The sequence below is a fragment of the Rhodococcus sp. 4CII genome (assembly GCF_014256275.1).
Classification (GTDB): Bacteria; Actinomycetota; Actinomycetes; order Mycobacteriales; family Mycobacteriaceae; genus Rhodococcus_F; species Rhodococcus_F wratislaviensis_A.
This window is the reverse complement of record NZ_JACCFE010000002.1, coordinates 7,502,561-7,520,975: the sequence shown is the minus strand read 5'-3', so window position 1 is coordinate 7,520,975 and position 18,415 is coordinate 7,502,561. Positions and strand designations below refer to the sequence as shown.

General features: G+C 67.8%; 18 protein-coding genes and 1 pseudogene. 13 read left to right on the top strand and 6 right to left on the bottom strand.

The features are described from left to right. Window positions 1-9 precede the first annotated feature (9 nt). Complete coding sequence (locus tag H0B43_RS35320; RefSeq protein ID WP_185729657.1) at window positions 10-708, top strand: IS6 family transposase; 699 nt, start codon at window positions 10-12, stop codon at window positions 706-708. 87 nt (window positions 709-795) lie between these two features. Here H0B43_RS35320 and H0B43_RS35315 read toward each other — a convergent pair. From H0B43_RS35315 to H0B43_RS35290, 6 genes and pseudogenes are all read right to left on the bottom strand, one after another. Then, window positions 796-1,500: pseudogene (locus H0B43_RS35315) on the bottom strand (Dyp-type peroxidase); the annotation flags it as partial. Next, window positions 1,493-2,047 (bottom strand): copper chaperone PCu(A)C, encoded by a 555-nt coding sequence (locus tag H0B43_RS35310; protein ID WP_185723755.1) that lies wholly within the window; start codon window positions 2,045-2,047, stop codon window positions 1,493-1,495. The pseudogene H0B43_RS35315 and the gene H0B43_RS35310, both read right to left, overlap by 8 nt. Before the next feature lie 106 nt (window positions 2,048-2,153). Further along, window positions 2,154-3,626 carry a PepSY domain-containing protein gene (locus H0B43_RS35305; RefSeq protein ID WP_185723756.1) on the bottom strand — a complete coding sequence of 491 codons (1,473 nt, stop codon included), beginning with the start codon at window positions 3,624-3,626 and terminating at the stop codon, window positions 2,154-2,156. A 314-nt stretch (window positions 3,627-3,940) separates the two neighbouring features. Further along, window positions 3,941-4,471, bottom strand: a complete 531-nt coding sequence (locus H0B43_RS35300; protein ID WP_185723757.1) for a hypothetical protein — start codon at window positions 4,469-4,471, stop codon at window positions 3,941-3,943. Window positions 4,472-4,568: 97 nt separating this feature from the next. Continuing rightward, window positions 4,569-5,288, bottom strand: a complete 720-nt coding sequence (locus H0B43_RS35295; protein WP_252189632.1) for a YcnI family protein — start codon at window positions 5,286-5,288, stop codon at window positions 4,569-4,571. Window positions 5,289-5,454: 166 nt separating this feature from the next. Beyond that, a complete protein-coding gene (locus tag H0B43_RS35290) occupies window positions 5,455-6,132 on the bottom strand; it encodes an XRE family transcriptional regulator (RefSeq protein WP_312033614.1) in 678 nt (225 codons plus the stop codon). A gap of 226 nt (window positions 6,133-6,358) precedes the next feature. Between H0B43_RS35290 and H0B43_RS35285 the strand changes: the two genes are divergently transcribed. The 12 genes from H0B43_RS35285 (at window position 6,359) to H0B43_RS35230 (ending at window position 18,182) form a co-directional block, all read left to right on the top strand. Next, window positions 6,359-7,210, top strand: a complete 852-nt coding sequence (locus H0B43_RS35285; RefSeq protein WP_185723758.1) for a sugar phosphate isomerase/epimerase — start codon at window positions 6,359-6,361, stop codon at window positions 7,208-7,210. Between the two features lie 43 nt (window positions 7,211-7,253). Continuing rightward, the gene (locus tag H0B43_RS35280; RefSeq protein WP_185723759.1) at window positions 7,254-7,979 is read left to right on the top strand and encodes an SDR family NAD(P)-dependent oxidoreductase; all 726 of its coding nucleotides are present in this window, start codon (window positions 7,254-7,256) and stop codon (window positions 7,977-7,979) included. A gap of 14 nt (window positions 7,980-7,993) precedes the next feature. After that, the gene (locus tag H0B43_RS35275; protein ID WP_185723760.1) at window positions 7,994-8,911 is read left to right on the top strand and encodes an intradiol ring-cleavage dioxygenase; all 918 of its coding nucleotides are present in this window, start codon (window positions 7,994-7,996) and stop codon (window positions 8,909-8,911) included. Between the two features lie 35 nt (window positions 8,912-8,946). Beyond that, complete coding sequence (locus H0B43_RS35270) at window positions 8,947-9,984, top strand: maleylacetate reductase (protein ID WP_213016500.1); 1,038 nt, start codon at window positions 8,947-8,949, stop codon at window positions 9,982-9,984. A 49-nt stretch (window positions 9,985-10,033) separates the two neighbouring features. Further along, on the top strand, window positions 10,034-10,420 hold the full coding sequence (locus tag H0B43_RS35265) for a nuclear transport factor 2 family protein (RefSeq protein WP_185723762.1): 387 nt from the start codon (window positions 10,034-10,036) through the stop codon (window positions 10,418-10,420). 83 nt (window positions 10,421-10,503) lie between these two features. Then, on the top strand, window positions 10,504-11,286 hold the full coding sequence (locus H0B43_RS35260; RefSeq protein WP_185723763.1) for an SDR family NAD(P)-dependent oxidoreductase: 783 nt from the start codon (window positions 10,504-10,506) through the stop codon (window positions 11,284-11,286). A 274-nt stretch (window positions 11,287-11,560) separates the two neighbouring features. Further along, a complete protein-coding gene (locus H0B43_RS35255) occupies window positions 11,561-13,111 on the top strand; it encodes a sugar ABC transporter ATP-binding protein (RefSeq protein WP_185723764.1) in 1,551 nt (516 codons plus the stop codon). After that, window positions 13,104-14,102 carry an ABC transporter permease gene (locus H0B43_RS35250; protein ID WP_185723765.1) on the top strand — a complete coding sequence of 333 codons (999 nt, stop codon included), beginning with the start codon at window positions 13,104-13,106 and terminating at the stop codon, window positions 14,100-14,102. Before H0B43_RS35255 ends, H0B43_RS35250 begins: the two co-directional genes overlap by 8 nt. Further along, window positions 14,099-15,121: an ABC transporter permease gene (locus H0B43_RS35245; RefSeq protein ID WP_185723766.1), complete on the top strand. Its 1,023-nt coding sequence runs from the start codon at window positions 14,099-14,101 to the stop codon at window positions 15,119-15,121. Before H0B43_RS35250 ends, H0B43_RS35245 begins: the two co-directional genes overlap by 4 nt. Then, window positions 15,118-16,140: a sugar ABC transporter substrate-binding protein gene (locus tag H0B43_RS35240; RefSeq protein WP_185723767.1), complete on the top strand. Its 1,023-nt coding sequence runs from the start codon at window positions 15,118-15,120 to the stop codon at window positions 16,138-16,140. Before H0B43_RS35245 ends, H0B43_RS35240 begins: the two co-directional genes overlap by 4 nt. 23 nt (window positions 16,141-16,163) lie before the next feature. Then, window positions 16,164-16,964, top strand: a complete 801-nt coding sequence (locus H0B43_RS35235; RefSeq protein WP_185723768.1) for an SDR family NAD(P)-dependent oxidoreductase — start codon at window positions 16,164-16,166, stop codon at window positions 16,962-16,964. Between the two features lie 1,068 nt (window positions 16,965-18,032). Continuing rightward, complete coding sequence (locus H0B43_RS35230) at window positions 18,033-18,182, top strand: hypothetical protein (RefSeq protein WP_185723769.1); 150 nt, start codon at window positions 18,033-18,035, stop codon at window positions 18,180-18,182. Window positions 18,183-18,415: the final 233 nt, after the last annotated feature.

The following is an 18,415-nucleotide window of genomic DNA, read 5'->3' as shown; positions in this document are numbered from 1 at the left end:
ACCACCCCAATGCCGTCGTACAAAGGCCACCGCTACCCGGTCGAGATCATCAACCACTGCGTGTGGTTGTACTTCCGGTTCCCGCTCAGCTTCCGTGAGGTCGAGGAACTCATGCTCGAACGTGGTGTCGCGGTCAGCTACGAGACGATTCGGCGGTGGTGCGCCAAGTTCGGGCAGTCCTACGCCAACCAGCTGCGCCGACGGCGGGCGCGGCCCGGTGACAAATGGCACCTCGACGAGGTATTCATCCGGATCAACGGCACGCAGCACTACCTGTGGCGGGCGGTCGACCAAGACGGCAACGTGCTCGACGTGCTGGTCCAGTCCCGCCGAAACGCGAAGGCAGCCAAGAGGTTCTTCCGCAAGCTGCTCAAGGGGCTGCGGTACGTGCCGCGGGTGATCGTCACCGACAAGCTCGCCAGCTACCAGGTGGCGCACCGCGAGATGCTGGCCTCGGTCGAGCATCGCCGGTCGAAGTATTTGAACAATCGAGCCGAGAACTCCCATCAACCCACCAGGCAGCGAGAACATGCGATGAAGCGCTTCAAATCACCCGGGCACGCGCAACGATTCCTGTCCGCCTTCTCGGGCATCTCACCGCATTTCCGGCCCAACCGGCACAGACTCTCGGCACCCGAATGGCGTACCGAGATGGCCGACCGTTTCGCGGTCTGGCAGCATGTCGCCGCGACCGACGCCGCCGCCTGAAAGTGAACGGCCCGGCGGTGTCCCGTAACAGCCTGCCCCAAACAGGCGTCGCTGCTAGGCGTTTCGACTAACGTGACAGTGCCGGGAGTCGAACTCGGTCGGGCCGGGGTTGGTGGTGCCGTCGACCTGGCCCATCAGGTTGCGCATGGTGGTGCCGGCCGGCCGGCTGCGGCGGGCGTTGCGGAATCCGCGCTGGGACCAGCGGACCGCGACCAGGGACCGCACGTTCTTGATCAGCACCCGCGCCGCGTGCGCCACCGCCACCGGGTCGTCGGCGCAGATCTGCAGCAGCAGATCGGTTTGCCCCCACCGGGTGTCGTCGAGTTCGTCGATCCCGAACGCGGGCAGCGGCCGCAACCACGACGGCTGCCGGTCGACGACCGATGCCGCGGTGAATGCGCCGGGGCCGAGGCCGACGGTGACGGTCAGCCGGGCCGGTGTGGCGGCGAGTTCGGGTTCGGTGTCCGCGAGCGCCGGGGTCCCGGCGGTGAGGCGGGCGGCGTCCTCGGTCCACACCCTCAACAGCCCCGCCACCGTGGCCCGGTCCGCGCCCGCCCGCAGGTCCAGGCCGACGAACTGGGCGTGCGCCTGCGGCGCGGTGGCAACCCCACCCTGGTGGGGGCCGTGGAACGGTTCGGTCAGCCCACCATCGGAGGGACTGTCGGGCCTGAGGTGGTCGGCGGTTTCGTGTGCGCCCCAGCCGACTCCCACGGCCCCGAGCGCGGCGGCACCCCCGGCGAGGAGGCGCCGCCGGCTCAGGCCGCGGGCGGGTGGGGTGGTGGACTCAGCCACCGTGCCGGGGTGCGGTCACGGCGGCGGGGGTGGTGTCGTGGCCGCCGGCGGGATCGTAGTTCTCCTGGTTGCCGGAGAAGTCGCGCACCTGGGCGTCGAAGGTGGTGGCGGAGCCGTCCTCGAAGGTGAGGGTGAACGTGGTGGTGGCGCCGGGGGTCAGTGGTGCGGTCAGGTCCATCAGCATCAGGTGGTCGCCACCGGGGGCGAGGGGGTGGGTGCTGCCCGCCGGGATGGTCACGCCGCCTGGCTTTTCCCGCATCACGGTGGCGCCGTCCGCGCCGGCGGCGATCTCGTGCAGTTCCATCCGGGTCGATGCCGGGCTGGACACGGACACGATCCGCACCGCGCCGCTCCCGGTGTTGGCCAGTTGCGCGAACGCGGCGCTCATCCCGGAATCGGCGGCCTTGACCCACTGGTCGGACACGGTCACCGCATCCGCCTCGGTGGCGGTGGATCGGTCGTGGTCGGGGCCGCCGCATCCGGCCAGCAGCAGGCCGGCGGACAGGGCGACGGCGCCAGCGGACCAGCGGTTGTGAAAGTGAGACATGTTGGTACTCCACACGGTTGAGCATGCGCAGGGCGCATGCGGGGGCATCGGTGCCCGCCCGGGGGCGGGCACCGGTATCAGTGACTGCGGGTGCGGCCGGGCCGCCTCACGCGGTTTCGGCCGTGGTCCTTCCTCGGCGGCCGGCCCGCGCCCGGTTGACGCCGCCGAGCAGGGCGTCGATCAGCAGGAACCCGAGCAGGCTCAGGCCGAGGAGCGGGATGAACCAGCCGACCGCGGCGACGGCCACGGCGACGGCCACGGCCGCGGCCGGGTGGATGCGCCGCCAGGCGCCGCGCACCGGCGGGCGGCCCACCCGGCGGGTGCCTCGGGTGGGGCGGCGCCGCCACCACAGGATGTAGCCGCGGACGATCACCGACACCAACGCGACCGCCAGCGCGAGCAACGCCAGCTGGTTGGCCAGACCGAACAGGATGCCCATGTGCAGTTGGATTCCCCAGGCGGACAGCTTCGCCGCCAGTGGCCAGTCCGCGAACCACGACGTGTCCGTGACCGCGCCGGTGGCTCCGTCGATGGCGATGGCGTTGTTGGACAGCACCCAGGGCTGGCGGGTCTGCGCGACGGTGAACGCGGTGCCCGGCTTGGACGGGATGCCGGCCTCGACCTTGCCGGTGATGCCGTTCTCGCGGGCGAGCGCCAGGACGGCGTCGATGCGCCCGACGTTGGCTGCGGTGATGTCCGCGGCGGGGGCGGCCGCATGCGTCATGCCCTCGTGTGCGGCGTGCTCCCCGGCCGGTGCGGCGGAGATGTCGCCGAGGGTGGTGGTGATTGTCGGGGTCGTCCAACTCAACGCGGACCGCACGTCGGAGACGTGCTGGCCGGCGTAGGTGGACCAGGTCAGGCCGGTCGCGGAGAGGAACACCAGCCCGACGGCGATCCAGATCCCGGCCACCCCGTGCCAGCTCAGGGTGCGATCACGGCCGCGGGCGGTGCGGTCGAGGGTCCACAACCGGGCACCACCGGTGGTGCGGGAGCGCGCCGCCCACAGGTAGACCCCGCCGAGGGCGATCACCCACAGCCAGGAGGCGGCGAGCTCGCTGTAGAGCCGGCCCGGCTCACCGAGGTGCAGGTTCCGATGGAGCTGGTCGATCCAGGTGCGCATCGGCAGCGCCCCGCTGCTGCCGTAGACCACCTGCTCGCCCACCGGGTGGGCGGTGGCCGGGTCGACGAACACCGCGCGGCGTTCGGACTCCCCCAGCGACGGGTCGGTGAAGATCACCCGGGTCGTCTCACCCGGGTCGGTGGCGGGGCGCACCGCCGCCACGGTGAGGTCGGGGCGGACCTGCTCGGCGGCGCGGATCTGGTCGGCCACCGGCACCGCTGGGCCGGTCGAGTCGACATGCAGAGAGTGCGAGTAGACGAACTGTTCGATGGTCGGGGCGACGGCGTAGAGGCCGCCGCTGACGGTGGCGATCAGCAGAAACGGGGCCACCAGGATGCCCGCGTAGAAGTGCAACCGCAGAATCAGCGGCCGGAACCTGCGCGGCGGTGCGGAATCCGGCGCCGCGAGCACGGGGGTGTCCGCGACGGGGGTGTCGCGTTCGAGCTCTGGAAGGGACATCGACGATCTCGATTCGAGTGTGCGCGGGCGACCGTCACCTGCACACCCCTCGACGAGTGCCGGCGCTACTGGGGCGCGGCGATCACTCGGGTGGGGTCGGCAGGCGGCGTCGCCGCAGGGCTGGGTCGGCGCCCGGACCCGGGCTTTCGGATCCTGCCGGCGCCGCCGAGGGACACGCCCGGGCCGCGGCTGACCCAGAACCAGGTGAGCCGGACAGGGGCGGGGAGGAAAGGGACGTCGAAACCTCGCGGACGGGTCCTGCCCGTGGCATCGGGCGATGCCGCGCACTGACCGGGTCCGGTGTCGGGGTCGACTCAGGCGAGCACCGGTGGGCCGCGGGTGCCGGCGGCCGCGCTGACCAGCAGCCACAACGACAGCTTCGCCCGGTAGAGCGGTGTCGCCGACCAGGTTCCGGTATCGACCCGGAGCGGGGCCAGCACCGTGAGCAGGATGCGGGTCACCGCCGCAAGCGCCCGCAGGCAGGCGCGTTCAGCGGCCCGCACCGCGACCGCGGACGCGGCGATCGCACCGACGTGCGCGGCGATCATCGGTGCGGACAGGCCCAGGCTGTGGGTGTGCTCGGACGCCACCGCCAAAGTGGTGTGCCCGATCAGCTGACCGGAGGTGATCGCGCCGATCAGGACCAGCCGGTCCCGGCGGGTCGCGTGGAGCGTGGCCACCGCGACGCCGACCGTGGCGCAGGCGGCGAGCAGCAGCACCAGCGCACCTTCGCTCGGTGGCATCGCGCCGCCGCCGATGCCATGGGCGGCGACGCTGACCGCGCCGGAGAGCGAACCCACGACGGCGCCGCGCACCCGCGCGAGCACCTCCACCCGTGAATTCACCCCGCGAGACTACCGCCCCTGCTGCCGGGCCTCGTACCCCGGACCGCCGGGAACCCGGACCCTCGGGCCAAGGGCTTCCGGTCGACGGGTGTGCGGGTTAGGAGCGCCGGGATCGCGCGAACGCCGCAATGCCCGCGAGCGCCCCGACCGCACCGAGGACCAGACCGATCCCGCCCAACCACCGGGCCAACGTGTCCGAGGTACCGGTGGAGGTGGTCTCCGAGGTGTGCGCGAACTCCCCGTGCTCGCTGCCCGTCTCGCTGCCGGATGCCGCTGCCAGGGTCAGGGTCGGTGCCGGGTACTCCGGTTCGCTGCCCCCGGCGGGGGTCGGTTGCTCCCAGTTGACGACGGTGCCGTCGCTGTAGGTCTGCGCCGCGGGGAAGGACACCGTGTCCTGGTTCGGCAGCGGACCCGCGGCCAGCTCGAATTGCTCGAACTGGTCGGGGCCGACCAGGGTGCCGGCATCGGCGGTCCAGGTCACCGCGGTGGCCTGATCGGCGTTCCTGTCGATGGTGGCCGTCCAGCCGGGCATCGGTTCGGTGCGCGCCGACTTCAGCGACGGCAGCTGCACGGTCAGTTTGACCGTGCCTGCGGTCTCGGATTCGGTGGGGACCCGGAAGGTCAGCACCGAATAGCCGCCCTGCTCGGCTCCCGACCCTGCCGTCAGGTCGAGTGATTCGCTGATCTCACCGATCAATGGCTGGGAGTAGTGGAGATTGGCGACGACGATGCCGCAGGCCGCTGCGATGAGCAGCACGAGCGACGTCGGCATCGAGACAGATGTCTTGGTGGCCGGGATGTCGTCGGCTCTGGTCATCGCGGTTCCTTTCGGCAGCGCCGCCCGGTGTGTAGGCCGTTGGATTTGTTGTTCGTGGCGCGGGCATGCGGAAGCCCGCGCAACAGCACCCGTGTATGCATGAGGCGCGCGGGATGCCGGGAAAGGTGTGGTCAGCGGGGGTAGTGGCCGCTGAGGGCGGACGGGCTTATGAGGCCGGTTGTCCGAACAGCGGCAGGTGGGTGCGGCTCTTTCCGGTCCCGTTGGTGGGTCGGAGCGCATCGAGCAACGAGTTCACGTCGGGTGCGGCTGGCGCGTTGTCGAAGACGAACCAGACGCCGCGCGTCGCTATCGTCCCCGGGTTGTAGAACAGGTGCGGCCGGCTCGAGTCGAAGCAGAACGAGTCCCCGGGTCCGAGTTCGTGCTCGTCGAAGTCGAGTTTCAGCCGCAGTACACCCTCGAGGATGTAGGCGAACTCGGCTCCGGCGTGGCGCATCAGCTTGCCGTCGACCGAACTGGACGCGCCTGCCTGATAGGTGACGTAGAGCGGTTCGATGTCGGTGCGACCACCGGTGGCGAGCCGCTGCCAGGTGACCCCGTTCTCCATTTCGAGGACGGGGTTGTCGGCGGAGCGCTGAATCCCCGCCGCGGCATCGCGGTCCTGCGGAAGCTGAATGCCGAGACTGCGACCGGTGACGATTTCATCGAGGGACACCTCGAGGACAGTCGCGAGCCCGAAGAGTGTCTTCACGGACGGCTGCGTCTTACCGTTCTCCACCTGCGAGAGCAGGCTGGTGGAGATGTTGAGCTGCTCAGCGACCTGACGCAGGGACATCTTCTTGTCCAGGCGCGCCCGTTTCAAAGCGACGCCGATTTCATCATCCACCACATGCCCCGTTCTGTTGCTGACGCTCAATATCCACTGTGACTTAACTCAGACTGCAGCGCAACCGTGCATATCCTTCAACGATGTTGACAATCACACTACACGACTTGCATGATTGGAGTCACAGATTCCAGCCATAGTGAACGATTGGGTTGGTTGCTCTGACATCCTCGACATCTGTGCCACGAGGCGCAGAAGCCTATTTCCCAGGGAAGGAAGATTGACCGTGAGCAAGATCGATCTGATCGCAGGCACATGGACCACAGCAGGCGACGCAGACGCCGGCAACGCGGAGAACGATCGCAGTCCGCATAGTTTCCAGGAGCGCATCGAGGTCGCCGCGAAGGCCGGATTCACTGGTGTCGGCGTCGGTTACCTGGACCTTCTCGACGCCGAGGAGCAGTACGGGTTCTCCACGCTGAAGTCCGTGCTCGCCGACAACGGCATCGAGCACCTCGAACTCGAGTTCCTGGAGAACTGGTTCCTCACCGACGATCGCCGCCCTGCCGCGGACAAGGTCCGCGCCGACATGCTGCGCGCTGCCGAGGCGCTCGGTGCCCGGCACATCAAAGTCGGGGGCGACTTCACCGGAGGTGAATTCGATGCGGACCACATGGCCGCCGAATTCGTAAAGCTGTCCACCGATGCTGCAAACGCCGGAACGACGGTGGTGTTCGAGCCGATGCCGTTCGTGAACGTCAAGACCCCGCAGCAGGCGCTCGAGTTCATCGCCAAGGCCGATCACCCGGCCGGTGGGCTGCTCATCGACATCTGGCACGTCGCCCGAGCCGGCGTCGACTTCACCACCCTGGCCCACATCCCGGCGAAGTACATCTTCGACGTCGAACTCGACGACGCGCCGCTGAACTTCGAGGGCGACATCATCGCCGACACCTTCAACGGCCGCCGGTTGCCCGGTGAGGGCGAACTCGACGTCGCCGGTTTCGTCGAGGCGATCCGCAAGACCGGATACGAGGGCATCTACGGCGTGGAGATCCTGTCCGCCGAGTACCGCAAGCTCCCCATCAGCGAAGCAGTGCCGGCGGCGTATGAAGCGACGATGAAGTTCCTCCGCTGACCCGATCACACCCGAAAGATCACCGAGAGACGAGGACATCGCAATGGGGCGATTGGCAGGCAAGGTAGCGATCATCAGCGGCGGGGCCCGCGGCATCGGCCGCGCCGCCGCGGAATTGTTCGCCGAAGAAGGGGCGAAGGTCGTGGTCGGCGACGTGCGCGAACCCGAGGGCTTCGAGCATGCCGACATCACCTTCCACCCGCTCGACGTCACCCGCCTCGAGAGTTGGGGGAGCCTCGTCGACTCGGTGATCTCCGCCCACGGGCGCATCGACATCCTGGTCAACAACGCCGGCCTGGTCGGCTCCTACGAACCGATCGGCAAGATCGACGTCGACGACTGGCACAACATCATCGAGGTCAATCAGACCGGCGTCTTCTACGGCATGCGATCGGTGATTCCGACGATGCAGGCCCAGCACGCCGGGGCGATCGTCAACGTCTCCTCGATCTGGGGCATCGTCGGCGCCGCCGGCGTCTCGGCCTACCAGGCGAGCAAGGCTGCGGTGCGGATGATGAGCAAGAACGCCGCACTGTCGTATGTCGACGACGGGATCCGGGTCAACTCCCTGCACCCGGGGCTGGCCAGCACCCCGATGATCGCGGCCCAGGACGACGCGATCACCGCCGATGTGATCGCGGCGACTCCGATGAAGCGCGCCGCCGATCCCCGCGAAATCGCCTACGGCGCACTGTTCCTCGCCAGCGACGAAGCCAGCTACATCACCGGGATCGAACTGCCGGTCGACGGCGGCTACACCGCACCGTGAAAGGAAATGAACCGATGACCGATCGTGGATTGTTCACCGAAGGCCGCTCGGCGGAGGTGGTGATCGAGAGCCTGGGCGCCGACACCGACCCTCGGCTGCGGGAGATCCTGACCTCGCTGATCCGGCACCTGCACGACTTCGTCAAGGACGTCCAGCTCACCGAGGAGGAATGGAACACGGGCATCGAGTTCCTCACTCGTACCGGGCACACCTGCAACGATGTGCGGCAGGAATTCATCCTGCTCTCCGACGTCCTCGGGGTGTCGATGCTGGTGGAAACCATCAATCACCGGGCCCTCGACCACGCGACCGAGCAGACCGTCCTCGGGCCCTTCCACATGGTCGATTCGCCGCCCCGCGAGCTCGGGGACACCATCGCCCTCGACGGCGGCGGTGAACCGTGCCTGGTCACCGGGCAGGTCACAAGCGCCGACGGTACTCCGTTGGCCGGGGCGAAGGTCGACGTGTGGCAGGCCAACGCCGAAGGGTTCTACGACGTCCAGCAGCCCGGCATCCAACCGGAGTTGAACCTGCGCGGGTTGTTCACCGCCGATGACGAGGGCAAGTTCTGGTTCCGCTCGATCGTGCCCCGCTACTACCCCATCCCCGACGACGGACCGGTGGGGGATCTCCTCGCGGTCACCGGACGCCACCCCAACCGGCCGGCGCACGTGCACTTCATCGTCACCGCCCCCGGCCACGAACCGGTCACCACGCACCTGTTCGTCGAGGACACCCCGTACATCGACTCCGACGTCGTGTTCGGGGTCAAGGAGAGCCTGATCCGGGAGTTCCCGGTGGTCGACGACCCGCAGCGAGCCACCGAGCTCGGGTTCACCAACCCGTTCCGGAGCGTGCACTTCGATGTGACCCTGCTCGAATCCGACGTCCGAGAGCCCGAAACCGAAGTACGAGAGGCGGTTCGACCGTGACGTTCACCAGCTCCTTCCACTACCAGGCCCTGCCGATGCGGGTGACCTTCGAGGCCGGTGCGGTGACCAAGATCGGGGCGGAACTCGACCGTCTCGGGCTGCGGCGGGCACTGGTTTTGTGTACGCCGGAGCAGAAGCACCTGGCGGAGCAGGTCATGGAGCACCTCGGTGACCGCGGCGCCGGCATCTTCGACCAGGCTCGCATGCACGTGCCGGTCGAGACCGCCGACCAGGCCCGGGACCGGGCGCTCGAGCTCGGCGCGGACAGCTGCGTGGTGATCGGCGGCGGCTCCTCGATCGGCCTGGGCAAGGCGATCGCCCTCGAACACGGGCTGCCGATCATCGCGATCCCCACTACCTACGCCGGATCGGAGATGACCCCGATCTGGGGGCTGACGCGCGAGGGCCGCAAGCAGACCGGACGCGACCCGAAGGTGTTGCCGCAGGCCGTGATATACGACCCGCAGCTGACCACCACCTTGCCGGCGGAAATCTCCGCGGCCAGCGGCCTGAACGCCGTCGCGCACGCCGTCGAAGCGCTCTACGCCCCCGACGCCTCGCCGATCATCTCGCTGATGGCCGAGGAAGGAGTGCGGGCGTTCGCCGAATCGCTGACCGCGATCGTGGCCGACGGGAACGATCTCGACGCCCGGTCGCGGGCGCTGTACGGGGCGTGGCTGTGCGGCGCCTGCCTTGGGGCGACCACGATGTCGCTGCACCACAAGCTGTGCCACGTCCTCGGCGGCTCACTCGATCTGCCGCACGCCCAGACGCACGCCATCGTGCTGCCGTATGTGCTGGCCTACAACGAATCCCACGCCCCGGCGGCCCGGGCCGGGCTGCAACGGGCTCTGGGCACTGACGGCGACCCGTCCATCGCACTGTGGGAACTCGAGCAGCAACTGAAGATTCCGCACTCGCTCGAGGAACTGGGCGTGCGCGAAGGGCAGCTCCCCGCCGTCGTCGACGAGGTCCTGTCCAACCCGTACTCGAACCCCACTCCGGTCACCGACGACGGCCTACGCCATCTCCTGCGCGGGGCACTGCGCGGCGATCGACCCACCCACCGATGACCCGATACACCGATCATCCCCATCCGCCCTGAACAGCACAGGAGCCGACGTGACCGCTCCCCACGATGCCACGACCACCATCCGCGACCTCGAAAACGACCGATACCGGGCCATCGTCGACCGGGACCTGACCCGGTTCGCCGAACTCAGCCACCCGGACCTGGCCTACTCGCATTCCTCCGGCGAGACCGACACCCTCGAGGACTACCTCGACAAGGTGCGTTCCGGCTTCTACGTCTACCACGAGATCGACCACCCCATCGACTTCATCCGCATCGTCGACGACGTCGCACTCGTCGTCGGGGAAATGAACGCCGACATCACCGCCGGCGGGCGCGACAAGAAGCTACGCAACCGGTGCCTGGCGGTGTGGAAGAACACCGACGACGGCTGGCGATTCCTCGCCTACCAGCCCACACCGATACCCACCGCCTAACGCACTCTTCGCTACCGCTCCGCGAGCGAGCGCTCGGCTCGCCAGGGGTAGTTCACCCACCCGAACACCCAGATTGGATCGTCATGCCCACCCTCGAGAACAACATCGCCATCGTCACCGGAGCCAGCCGCGGCCTCGGTGAAGGCATCGCCGTCGAACTCGCCGCGCGCGGCGCCACGGTCGTGTGCGCCGACCTGCACAGCGCCGAGGACACCGCGGCGAAGCTGCAGTCCGCGGGCAGCCCGAAGAGCACGTCCGCCAAGGTCGACGTGTCCAGTGCCGCCTCCGTGAACGAGCTGGTTGGCTCCACCGTCGACACGCACGGGCGTCTGGACATCATGGTCAACAACGCCGGAATTTACACCTACGGTGCGATCGCCGAGGTCAGCGACGAGGACTTCCGCCGCACCATGGACGTCAACGTCGGGGGTGTCTTCCACGGTGCCCGCGCCGCCGCGCGGGTGATGAAGCAGCAGAAGTCCGGGCGCATCATCAACACCGCGTCCCAGCTCGGCAAGCTGGCACGGCCCAATGAGGGTGTCTACTCCGCGTCGAAGGCTGCCGTCATCTTGATGACGCAGGCGCTCGGGCTGGAACTGGCGCCGTACAACATCACCGTCAACGCCGTCTGCCCCGGTTGCATGCACACCGAGATGATGGAGGCCTCGTTCGCGGAAATCGCTGAGAGCGAAGGGATCACGCTCGAGCAGAAGATGCAGAACTACCTCGACGCCAGCATCCCCACGGGCCGCTTCGGCACTCTCGAGGACATGGGGCGCATGGTCGCGTGGCTGGCCTCCGACGAGGCCTCGTTCACCACCGGTTCCGCTCTCAACCTCACCGGCGGAGAACAAGTCTTCTTCTGAGGCGGGCGTCCACTCCCCACCCGTGTTCGACTGCGGTGGCAGCCTTCGTTCACCCGAGGCTGCCACCGCACTCGCATATTCAGCACGGTTAAACAATCGATGCCCAACTTCGGCAGTATCACCCCGTTCACGTCCCCGTGTTGACAGTCACGCTTAAATAGGTGTTATGATTGGGGTCACCGGATTCAGTGATGATGAATTCCTGGTTTGGGAGTGTCATACCAGTCCCCCCTTCCTCCGCACTTTTGTCTATCCGTCTGTTCAGGAGCCCGCCGTGACCAATCAGATCTCCGCTCCGTCACCCATTGCCGTCGAGGCGGCCGGGGTCAGCAAGCAGTTCGGCGGTGTGCACGCTCTCCGCGACGTCAGCGTCCGCGTCGAGTCCGGCACCTGCCACGCGATCGTCGGGGCCAACGGCGCCGGCAAGTCCACCCTCATGAAGGTCCTCGCCGGCCTCTACCTCCCCGATTCCGGACAGGTCACCGTCGCCGGGGAACCACTGGCCGGCGGAACGGTGGCCTCCAAGGCAGCCGGAATCGCGTTGGTGCACCAGGAACTGAGCCTGTGCCCGGACCTGACCGTCGCCGAGAACATCTGCGTCGGAACCACACCCACCAGAAACGGGCTCGTCGACCGCACAGCGATGCGGCGGATCGCGACCGCACTGTGTGCCCGGTTGGGTGTCGACATCGACCCCGACGCCCTGGCCGGCCAACTGCCCGCCACCCTGCAGCAGTTTGTCGAGATCGCGAAGGCGCTCCGGCTCGACCCTCGCATCCTCATCCTCGACGAGCCCACCGCGTCGTTGACGCCGCAGGAAACCGACAAGCTCCTCGACCTGCTGAAATCGTTGCGCGACGAGGGCGTCACCATCGTCTACATTTCCCATCGCCTGCGGGAGATCTTCGAACTCTGCAGCCGCGCCACCGTGCTGCGCGACGGACGCCTGGTCGAGCACCTCGACCTCGCCGAGTCGTCCACCGACGCGCTCGTGGAGAGCATGGTCGGAGAGAAGCTCCTCAACCTCGAGATCAGCGAACGCCAGTCCAAGCCGGAGACGTTCGGTGACGTCGTCCTGTCCGTCGACAACCTGTGGGCACCGGGGGTGTTCGGCACCAGCCTCGAGGTCCGCGCGGGTGAGGTCCTCGGGCTGGGCGGACTGATGGGATCGGGACGCACCGAACTGGTCCGCGCCATCCTCGGTCTCGAACCCCGCACCCGCGGCACCGTCACCCTCACCAGCGACGGCCGCCGTCGGGCCATTCATTCCTACAGCTCCGCGGTCCTGAGCGGGATCGCCTTCGTCCCCGAAGACCGTCGCACCGAAGGGGTTCTGCTCGCCCGCTCGGTCCGGGAGAACCTGGCGCTGCCCTCACTGCGCGCCCTGAGCCGTGTCGGGCAGATCCGGTCCTCCCGGTTGCAGACCCTGGCCACCGGCATCGTCGGCGAGGTCAACCTCAAGCCCGCCAAGACCGGTTCGACGGTGAAACTGCTCAGCGGCGGAAACCAGCAGAAGGTCGCCTTCGGCCGGTGGCTGCCGACCAACCCGCGACTGTTCGTCCTCGACGAGCCGACCGCCGGCGTCGATGTCGGTGCCAAGGCCGAAATCCACGAATTGGTCCGCGGTCTGACCGCGAAGGGCACCGCCGTCATCGTCGTCTCCTCCGACCTCGAAGAACTGCTGTCGCTGTCCGACCGCATCGCGGTGCTGCGCGACGGCACGATCGCCGGTGAACTCTCCGCCGCGGAGGCGGACCAGCACGCCATCGTCCGCCTCGGCACCCACCACACCACGCCCGAAAACAAGGAAGCCGCACATGTCTGACACCCAGATCGCGCCCCCGCAACGGGTCGCCACCTATGTGCCGCCGCTGCGGCAGAAGTTCGACGACAACCCCACGGTGATCGTCGTGACCGGGGCACTGATCGCGCTGCTGCTGTTCGCCGCCGTCGGCCTCGACGGCTTCTGGTCCGCGCAGAACCTCGGCACCCTGCTCCGCAACAGCGCCTTCCTCGGATTCGTCGCTCTCGGTATGACATTCGTCGTCGTCTCCGGTCTGATCATCGACCTGTCGGTCGTCCCCCAGATCGCGCTGGCGGCCATCGTCGTCGTCGCGTTGAGCCCGCACGGATTCCTCGTCGCGGCCCCGGCGGCGATCGGCGCCTGCCTGATCTTCGCGCTCGTCAACGGACTCGGCGCAGGTCTGATGCGCGGCAACGGGGTCATCGTGACCCTGGCCACCGCCACCGCCGGAATGGGTGTGCTCAACTACGTCACCGGCGGCGCCCAGTACTCCGGGAACACCTCGTTCCTGTCCTGGATCGGCAACACCAGCATCGCCGGGATCCCCGTGGTGTTCCTGTTCTTCGCCGCCGCGGCCGTCCTCGCCCACAACCTGCTCTCGTCCACCAGTTTCGGCTACTCGCTGCGAGCGACCGGAACCAACCGCGGCGCCGCCCGGATCGCCGGACTGAGCACCTCCCGCACCCTGACCCTCACCTTCGCCGTCTCCTCCCTCGGAGCCGCGGCCGCCGGAATGGCGCTGGCCGGCTACAGCTCGAGCGCCGTGTCGACCATGTCCGCCGGTTACGACTTCAACGCCCTCGCCGCCGTGGTCATCGGCGGCACCAGCCTCTTCGGCGGTAAGGGTTCCGTCCTGGGCACCGTCCTCGGTGTCGCCTTCGTCCAGGTCCTGCTCAGTGTCCTGTCCCTGGTCGGGTTGCCGTTCCAATGGCAGCAGTTCGTCCAGGGATTCATCATCGTCGCGACGCTGGCGGCCGACGCCGTCCTGCGCCGACGTGGAGGTCTCAAGTGAACAACAACACTCTCCTGACCCAGTTCAAGAACTGGACCGCGTTCCGGGCGGTGATCCTGCTCGCCCTGGTCGTCGCCGTGCTGCTGCTGGTGCAACCCACCGCGCTCGGCTCCTACGGCATCGCCCTGTCCCGGATCGTCGACGTGTGGCTGGTGGCCATCGCGCTGGTGCCCGTCCTGGTCCTCGGTGAGATCGACCTCAGCGTCGGATCGACCATGGCCGTCACGGCCGCCGTCGCCGCGCAGGTCTCCGGCAACCTGGCCATCTCGATTCCCCTCGCGCTGATCACCGGTGCCGTGGTGGGATTGATCAACGGGCTTCTGATCGTCAAGGTCGGGATCAACTCCTTCATCACCACCCTCGGCATGCTGATCACCCTGCAGGGTCTGGCCCTGGCCATCACCGACGGCGCCCCCGTCCCACTGCAGGACTCCCCCCGGGCCCTGTCGTTTTCCGTCCCCCTCGTCGGGCAGGTCACCCCGGACATCGTCATCGCCGTCGTCGCCACCGCGGCCCTGTGGTTCTTCATGACCAAGGTGCGCTCGGGACGCGAGCTCTACATCATCGGCGGCAACGCCGAAGCCGCGGCGTCGGGCGGAATCTCGATCACCTCCCGCAAGATCCTCGCCTTCATGATCTGCAGCTCCGTCGCCGGTCTCGCCGGCGTCGTCGACACCCTCAACCTCGTCGCCGCGTCCCCGACCCTGGGATCGACGGTCATGCTGCTGGCCATCGCCGCCGCCGTCGTCGGTGGGGCGAGCCTGTCCGGCGGGAAGGCCAGCATCATCGGCGCCGTCATCGGCGCCGTCGCCCTCGGCGGCATCAGCATCGGACTGCAGATGAGTGGTCTGGACTCGAGCATCGAGAACGTCGCCATCGGCGTGATCCTGTTCGCCGCGATCGTGCTGACCAAAGACGGCGTCCGAGCCCTCCGCCTACCGGCGCTGTCGGCGCTGCTGGCGCCACGCACCGGCACATCCGCGGACCACACAGCCGTCGCAGCAGGAAAGGCACGATGATGGCGCACACAATCACTCTGCTCCGCAAGGTCGCACTCGCGATCACCGTTTGCGCGGCCACCGTGCTGGCCGGCACCGCGTGCGGCGCCCCCGGGGCGGCGACCAACCACGACGACTGGCCGACGATCGCGTTCCTCGTGCCGATGGACCGCAACCACGAATACGGCCGCAACTACGTTGCGTCCCTGCGCACCACCGCCGAAGAACACCACGTCCACGCGTTCGTGATGAACTCGAACTACGACGCCTCCGTGCAGGCCTCGCAGATGAAGATCGCGATCGCCAAGAAGGTCGACGGCATCGTGATCTGGCCGGCGCTCTACGGCGCCGAACAGCCGATGCTCATCCAGGCCCAGCGCGCCGGGATTCCGGTCGACATCAGCAACTCTCAGCCCCCCGAGGACCTCGACACCAGCCTCTATCACGCCTTCACCGGACCGAACGATCAACGCATCGGTGAACTGCAGGGCAAGGAACTCGCGAAGCTGCTCAGCGGCAAGGGCACCTACGTCTACATCGGCGGCACCCCCGGCAACGCGGCCGCGATCAACCGGCAGGTCGGCCTCGAACGGGAGATGGCCAATCACCCCGACATCACGCTGCTCGGCTCCCAGCCGGGCAACTTCGACAAGAACCAGGCCCAGACCGCCGCGAGCGCGCTGATCAGCCGGTTCGGCAACCAGATCGACGCCCTCGTCACCCCCGACGACATCATGGCCTCCGGTGCCGCGCAGGCCCTCGACGCCGCCGGGATGGCCGGCCAGGTCAAGCTGCTCGGCCACAACTACGCCCCGGTCGCCCGGGGCATGCTCGAGAACGGTTCGATGTCGACCACCCTGTTCCAGTCACCGTGCTGGGACTCCACCCACGCCCTGACCACCATGATGGCCATCCTCGACGGCAAGGACGTGCCGCCGGTCAGCTACATGCCGCTGCCGGTGGTCACCAAGGACAACCTCGACGAGTTCACCCCCAACAGCTGCCTGCCCGACGGATACTCCGAACCCACCCCCAACTAGAAGCCCGACCGAGAGGAACCCCGATGGACACCGGACTCGAGGACAAAGTTGTCGTCATCACCGGCGCCGGCTCCGGAATCGGCGCCGCCTCCGCCCGCGCCTTCGCCGCGGAGAAGGCCCGGCTCGCCCTGCTCGACCGCGACCGGCACGGTCTCGACATCCTCGCCAAGGAACTCGAGCAGATCACCGAAGTCCACTACGCCGTCGCCGATCTCAGTACCGAAGCCGGTGTCACCGGTGGGCTCGACGAGGTCCTCGCCCGCTACGACGGGCGGGTGGACGTGCTGTTCAACAACGTCGGCGCCGGCAGCCTGGGAACGTTCGACAGTCTCACCGACACCGACTGGGTCTCCACCCTCGAGCTGAACTTCCTCAGCCAGGTCCGCGCCGCCACCCACGTGCTGCCCGCCATGCGGGCCGCCGGACGCGGGGTCATCGTCAACAACGCCTCCGACCTGGGCCGCCAGCCCATCGCCGCCGGCCCGGACTACGCCGCATCCAAGGCCGCGATCCTGTCGTTCACCAGCTCGCTGGCGATCAGCGAAGGCCCGACCGTGCGGGTCAACGCCGTCGCCCCCGGACCGATCCTCTCCCCGATGTGGCTGATGGACGGCGGCCTCGCCGACACGTTCGCCGCCGCGCACGGCGTCCACCGCGACGAATCCATCGAGGCCGAGATGAAGCACCGCGGACTTCCCTTGCAGCGCATCGGAACCCCCGAAGAAGTGGCGAACGTGGTGGTCTTCCTCGCCTCCGACCTTGCCTCCTACGTCACCGCCTCGGTCTACGGCGTCGACGGCGGCTCCTTCCGCGCCATCACGTAAACCGCACATCGAACCAGGGCCTGTCCGAATACGGACAGGCCCTATTCGGCGTTGTCACCGGGCCCCGTGCCGTGGGCCTGAGAACGCCCCAAGACCCGCCCTTCCCCATGAACAAATTTAGTAACACTAAATATTTATGCGCACTGCGAACGCGACCACTCGACGGCCGCGCCGACCACCAACCCCGCTCCGCCGAACACCGGGACGAGGGCGCGGCATCCATCAGGAACACCGCAAATAAACTTTCATATGAACACTTCTCGCCGATACTTCGTCGTAGCCGCATCGTGTGGGATACGTCAATGCGGGCCGGGCTCGCGGTCTCTGGCCACCGTCGACACCTCAACCGATCCGCACCTCATCACGGCCGCGGGGCGCACACCGGAACGGACGCCGAGCTGCGGATCCACACATCCATCGCGACGTTCGACGTCGCGGCCGCGCAGACCGTCAGGCGATTCCCGTGCCACGACAGGCGCCCACCTGCCCGCACTACCTGCCCTCTGCCATCGACGGCAGAGAGCCGATCACCATTCCCACGACAGCCTGATGATCACCGGCACTGCGGCGCAACCGAATCGGCCCTTGACCTGCCATCACGACACATCCCCCGGTACCCCAGCGCTCGAGCGGCGATGACTCGTGGTGCGTCGTAGTCGGTAGCCATGACTGATCTTTCCTCGTACGCTGGGTGTTCGGACCCATGATCCTTGTCGGACGAAGGAACAGCAGAGCACCGACACGACGACGGCACGAACGGTTGACATCGCCCATGATCAACCCGCGCAGCGCGATCAGGTTACTTCCCAGCCATCACATGCGCGGCCGAAGTCGGGATCACATCCCGGAGGCAGTGCGGAAAACTACTCTGCACCAGCAATGTTCGTGCCGTTCACTCGGCATCCCGCCAACTTTAGCGCTCACCCACAGGACGTGCTAACTCCGGTGTAGCGGTGCAACCTCCCGGCAAATACTGGCACTGCCGGCGACCGAGTGCTAATTTCTTGTTCTGCACGGTGACCGCGCTCGTCGGGGGACGAGCACAGGAGTCGAGGGAGGTGCATTGCTGTGCGCAACGACGATCGACAACAGCACGATTGCAGTGATCCCACCGCCGAAGATCCGCTCGTGACGGGCGGGTCGGTGCGCTGGCCGGATCCGAGCCCGCTGGCGAAGTGGTGGCAGCAGATAGTCTTCGGCGACCGGAGGGCCGCGTGAGAGCCCTGCGTGTACCGCGGACCGTTTTCGCGTGTAGCCGTTGTGGTCGCGCGTATCGATCGCGGGAAGGCAACCGACCGGGCCTCGCCGCCACGGTGGCCCGACTCAACGGATGGGAGATCGACGAGACCGTTCTGTGCCCCGGGTGCGCCTCGATCACCACGATGGCCTCCTGAGCTGGCGCGTCCGACTCCGATGATGGCGCCCTCGCCGGGATTCCGGGAGTGGTGATG

Bases quoted from the DNA above. Each gene is read 5' to 3' on its own strand.
- H0B43_RS35270 (WP_213016500.1), top strand. From the start codon at position 8,947: ATGCGGGTGACCTTCGAGGCCGGTGCGGTGACCAAGATCGGGGCGGAA.
- H0B43_RS35235 (WP_185723768.1), top strand. From the start codon at position 16,164: ATGGACACCGGACTCGAGGACAAAGTTGTCGTCATCACCGGCGCCGGC.
- H0B43_RS35240 (WP_185723767.1), top strand. From the start codon at position 15,118: ATGATGGCGCACACAATCACTCTGCTCCGCAAGGTCGCACTCGCGATC.
- H0B43_RS35250 (WP_185723765.1), top strand. From the start codon at position 13,104: ATGTCTGACACCCAGATCGCGCCCCCGCAACGGGTCGCCACCTATGTG.
- H0B43_RS35320 (WP_185729657.1), top strand. From the start codon at position 10: ATGCCGTCGTACAAAGGCCACCGCTACCCGGTCGAGATCATCAACCAC.
- H0B43_RS35310 (WP_185723755.1), bottom strand. From the start codon at position 2,047: ATGTCTCACTTTCACAACCGCTGGTCCGCTGGCGCCGTCGCCCTGTCC.
- H0B43_RS35305 (WP_185723756.1), bottom strand. From the start codon at position 3,626: ATGTCCCTTCCAGAGCTCGAACGCGACACCCCCGTCGCGGACACCCCC.
- H0B43_RS35275 (WP_185723760.1), top strand. From the start codon at position 7,994: ATGACCGATCGTGGATTGTTCACCGAAGGCCGCTCGGCGGAGGTGGTG.
- H0B43_RS35260 (WP_185723763.1), top strand. From the start codon at position 10,504: ATGCCCACCCTCGAGAACAACATCGCCATCGTCACCGGAGCCAGCCGC.
- H0B43_RS35295 (WP_252189632.1), bottom strand. From the start codon at position 5,288: ATGACCAGAGCCGACGACATCCCGGCCACCAAGACATCTGTCTCGATG.
- H0B43_RS35280 (WP_185723759.1), top strand. From the start codon at position 7,254: ATGGGGCGATTGGCAGGCAAGGTAGCGATCATCAGCGGCGGGGCCCGC.